Source organism: Nocardiopsis halophila DSM 44494, assembly GCF_000341245.1.
GTDB classification, from domain to species: Bacteria; Actinomycetota; Actinomycetes; order Streptosporangiales; family Streptosporangiaceae; genus Nocardiopsis_A; species Nocardiopsis_A halophila.
Window position 1 is genome coordinate 1 of record NZ_ANAD01000011.1, and the last position, 4,408, is coordinate 4,408.

The following is a 4,408-nucleotide window of genomic DNA, read 5'->3' on the forward strand; positions in this document are numbered from 1 at the left end:
GGACCGCCCGCCAGGGGCAGGGCCCGGGGAGGGCTCCGAAAGCGGGCCCGTCCAGGGCAGTGGCGGCCGTACCGCCCTGGCCGGGAGGGTCGGGCCTCTCATCAGCGTCTGTCACAGCACCTCTCAGGCCCGGTGACACCCCCAGCTCATGTCCTCGACAGGGGGACTCAGTCATGCCCGCCCCGGAGGCCGGCGGCCCTGTTGCAGGACCACGAAAAACTTAACGGGGAGAATCCACGCCGCGTCCAACCGACATGACGATGGCGTCCACTGGAACTGGAGCAGTGCAACCTCGGTGGTCGGCCTTGGGCCGTCCCCCGACGAGCGGGACGCCGGTCGGCCGAAATGACCGGCACCGACCGCCCTAAGGGCCGCGCCCCGTACCCCCGGCCCCGTTTCCGGCTGCGGCCTCACTCGCTCCAAGGGACCCGCCCCGGAGCAGATGGCAGTGCCGCCTCGGAAAGCCGTACCGATCCAGCGGACGCGGCCATGGCCCCCCGGCCCCGGAGTCGCCCATGAGGAATTGCAGATCCGCCCCGGACGCCCGCTATTCGCGAGGCCTTCTCCGCCCGCCGTTGACGCGCTTCCAACCGGATCGGGTCCGGCGCTCCTCATCGGCCGCCTCTCCAGAGGCCCCGGCCTCGCGCTGGGACGGGATCGCCCCCGAATCCGGGCTGCCGCGACCGTCGTCCGCCCGGCCCTGATCCGCGTGTCCGTTTCCCGGGTGGCCGTGCGCCAGGTGACCGTTCCCCTCGTAGCCGTTCGCTGCGCGGCCGTTTCCTGCGTGGCCGTTCACGCCGCTCTCGGAGCCGGAGCCGTTCCACGGGACGGTGCCGGCGTCCGGGCCCTCCTGAGCGCCTCCCGGCACGGAGCCGTTGCGGCGGCGGAGGCGCTCCAGGCGGCGGCGCAGCCGGCGCGCCACGTGCCGTGCCCGGTCGCGGTCCTCGCGGCAGTTCCACCACCGCGCGAACGCCTCCAGCTTCTGCCGGCGCGCCTCGGCCAGCTCGGCCTCCAGGCGCTCGACCCGCTCCTCCAGGTCGCGGTGGTCCCGGTCGTAGTCGGCCAGGACCTCCTGGCAGGCCTGCTCGTCGTATTCGGCCTTACGGAGCCGGGCGGCCACGCCCTCGGCGTGCGCCGCCCCCGTCCGACCGGATCCAACGAACCACACACTCTGGATGTATCCGCCGAACCGGACTTCACATCAGGATGTGACGCAAAAACCACGGAAAGTCATTACGCCGCGGCCGGAGAGCGCCGCCGCTCCCCCGTCCCCGCGACCGCGCGCAGGGCCCGGTCCGCCACGGGGGCGCCGGGCCGCCGCGGCCGCACCGACCGGTAGATCTCCTCGAAGCGGTCCAGCGAGCGCTCGTGGTCGTGCGTCAGGGCCAGCGCCCGCGACGCCTCCCCCATCGCCTGGCGCCGGTCCGAGGCCAGGACCTCCCCCAGCCGCTCGGCCAGCGCGTCGCTGTCCCCGGGCGGATAGAGGAAGCCGTTCCCGCCCTGGTCCACCAGGTGCGGCAGGGCGAGCGCGTCCGCGGCCACCACCGGCAGCCCCGTCGCCATCGCCTCCAGGGTCGCGATGCTCTGCAGCTCGGCCACGCTCCCGATGGCGAACACGTCCCCGGCCACGTACACCAGCGGCAGCTCCTCGTCGGACACGAACCCCAGGAACCGCACCCGGTCGGCCACCCCCAGCTCGTCGGCCAACCGGGCCAGCTCGGCCTGGCGCTGGCCGGTCCCGGCCAGGGCCAGCTGGAGGTCGCGCCGATCCTTCAGCGCCGCGAGGGCGCGGATCAGGTCGTCGATGCGCTTCTCCTCGTCCAGGCGCCCGACGAACACCATGGTGTCCCGGTCCTCAAGGCCGAAGCGCTTGCGCACCTCCGCGCGCTCTGCGGGCCGGGGGCGGAACCGCTCCAGGTCGATGCCGCACGAGACGGGCTCCACCGGGCGGCTGAACCCCTTGGCCGCCAACAGGTCGGCCGCGCGCCGGGTCGGGGTGGTCACATGGTCGGCGTCGTAGGCCACCCGGACCATGTCGCGCCAGGCCAGCGCTCCCGCCGCCCCCTGCAGGGCCGCGGGGACGTGCGCGTGGGCGAACAGGTTGTCCGGCATGAAGTGGTTGGTGAGCACGACCGGCGCCCCCGACAGGCGCGCCCGCCGGACCGCCGCCCTGCTCACCGTGAAGTGGCTCTGGGCGTGCACCACGTGCGGGGCCAGGCGCTCGACGATCCGTGCCACGTGCCCGCCGACGCCCAGCGGCACGGCGGTGCGCATCGTCGGGTGCACGACCACCGAGGCCGAGCGCAGCCGGTGCAGCACCACGCCGTCCTCGTACTCGATGCCCGGGCGCCCCGTCGCCGAGGCGCACACCACGTGCACGTCGTGGCCGCGTCCGGCCAGCCCGGTGGCCAGCCGGTAGGTGAAGTAGGCCGCCCCGTTCACGTCCGGCGGGTAGGTGTCGGCCGCGATCAGGACGCGGAGCCGCTCAGGCCCCCCGCTCGGTCGGCTGCCCTGGCCGGCGTTCCCCGGGGTTCTCTCCTTCATTGCGGTCATCAGGCTGCTCCTGTGCAGATGCGGAGGTGGACAACGGCGAGGCGTCCCCGGAGGGGTGCGCCGGGCGGCCGCCCGGCGCCGGCCCGCCGCGGCGGACCGCGGCCTCCGGGTTCTGGTTCCTGGCCTTGGCCAGCACGGCGATGCCGGCCGCGGCGACGGCGGCGGAGACGGTGGCCCCCGCCTGGGCGAGCGGGGTGGTCGGCAGCCCCTCGCCCAGCAGCAGCGCGCCCAGCCCGGCGCCGACCACGGGGTCGGCGACCAGCAGCACCGCGTAGGCGGCCGCGAAGTGGCCGGTGCGGTAGGCGTTCTGCATCATCAGGCCGCCGAACAGGGCCACGCCCAGGGCGATCGGCGTGAGCCAGCCGATCAGCGCGGACGGGTCCTGCACGGTGCCGGCGGCGATCACCCGTGCGATCGCCGAGGTGGTGCCCAGCGCGGCCCCGCCCACCGCCGCCAGCAGCACGCCGCGCGCCCCCGCGCGCAGGTGCCGGGCGGCCGCGAAGGCCGCGATCCCGACCGCGACCACGGTGCCGGCCAGCAGCAGGGCGGTCACCGTGGTCATCTGCGGGGTCCGGGCGGTGTGCGGGAAGAGCGTGAGCACCCCCGCCAGCCCGGCGGTGACCGCCAACCCGGCCACGATCTGCCCGGCGCGCACCGGCCGCCGGGTGAAGAGCATGGACAGCACGATCGCGAACAGCAGGCCGGTGACGCCGATGGGCTGGATGACGGTGAGCGGCGCCCCGCTGAGCGCCACCAGGTGCAGGGTGACGCCGGCGCCGGCCGCGACCGTCCCCAGCACCCAGCGCGGACGCTGGGCCAGGTGGACGAGCAGGCCGAACCGGGCCACGCTCTTGCCCGGGGCCCGAACCGCGTCGCGCTCCTGCAGCGCCGACCCCAGCGCCATGCAGAAGGCGCCGGCCAGGGCGATGAGGACCGATCCGATCAGCACCGCGGCCTCGCATCCCCCCGGCGGCGCGCCCGCCCGACCAGGTCGTCTCCCGGGCCGCACGCGCCCGCTCCGGCCCCGGCCGACGGCCCGGTCCGTCCGGTCCGTCCGTGCGGGGTCCGGCCGGCCGCGGCCGGGTGAGCACACTCCGGCTCCGAAGGCGCCACGGTGTCCCCCCTCCGTCGGGCCGCCGTGCGGCCTACTCGATCCATCAGGGGAGACGCTACGGATGATCCCCCGCTCGGGGCCATAACGCCACCACCCTGTTCGGGGTGGTGCTCGCCCCACCTCCGGTGGAGCGGTCCACCCCACCCCGGCAGGCGCGCCGCGGGCGCCGCCCGTACGTCCCGCGGGGGCCCGCGCCCGTCGGCGCACCCTCCGCGGCCTCCACCGGTTCCTCGCACGGCACCCCCGGTCTCGCGGATCGGACAATGCGGTTCGGCGGACGGCTCCCGGTTCCCGATGGACCCCGGACCGCCCTCTCCCCTCGAACCTAGATAACCCGCCTGTCCTTCGCGTCCCTCAACAGGCGTAGATATAGGGGAAACAGATAGTCAAAAGTCGGTGCCCGGGGCGCACCGGACTCATCCGTTCGCACACGTTCGCACACGTTCATGCCGCGCCGGCCGCCGGGTGCTCCGGGGAAGTGAGGGCGAGGATCAGCGGTCTGTCAAGTCGGGGCCCGCCCGCCCGTGCCGCGTACCGGCCGCTCAATGTGCAGAATTAGGGGGAAATTCCCCCACTGGATAGGTGAGCGCCCATGGGCGGCATGGAACTGGACGAGACCGATTCGGCGATCGTTCGCGAGCTGGGCGTGGACGGCCGCCTGCCGTTCGAGACGCTCGCGGGGCGCGTAGGCCTCTCCCGGGCCGCCACCCGGCTGCGGGTGCGGCGGGTGGAGGGGGCGGG

4 protein-coding genes are annotated in these 4,408 nt (G+C 74.8%); 1 reads left to right on the forward strand and 3 read right to left on the reverse strand.

The features are described 5' to 3' along the window. Positions 1 to 547 precede the first annotated feature (547 nt). The 3 genes from D450_RS34100 to D450_RS0101165 all read right to left on the reverse strand — a co-directional run bounded on the left by D450_RS34100 (position 548) and on the right by D450_RS0101165 (position 3,502). Positions 548 to 1,168, reverse strand: a complete 621-nt coding sequence (locus D450_RS34100) for a hypothetical protein (RefSeq protein ID WP_193789642.1) — start codon at positions 1,166 to 1,168, stop codon at positions 548 to 550. A 65-nt stretch (positions 1,169 to 1,233) separates the two neighbouring features. Next, positions 1,234 to 2,544: a glycosyltransferase gene (locus D450_RS0101160; protein WP_017536854.1), complete on the reverse strand. Its 1,311-nt coding sequence runs from the start codon at positions 2,542 to 2,544 to the stop codon at positions 1,234 to 1,236. Next, positions 2,486 to 3,502 carry a DMT family transporter gene (locus D450_RS0101165; RefSeq protein ID WP_017536855.1) on the reverse strand — a complete coding sequence of 339 codons (1,017 nt, stop codon included), beginning with the start codon at positions 3,500 to 3,502 and terminating at the stop codon, positions 2,486 to 2,488. The genes D450_RS0101160 and D450_RS0101165 overlap by 59 nt, the downstream gene beginning before the upstream one ends. Positions 3,503 to 4,268: 766 nt before the next feature. Here D450_RS0101165 and D450_RS32100 point away from each other — a divergent pair. After that, positions 4,269 to 4,408: AsnC family protein (locus tag D450_RS32100; protein WP_241483009.1), on the forward strand; the 140-nt coding region annotated here is incomplete at its 3' end.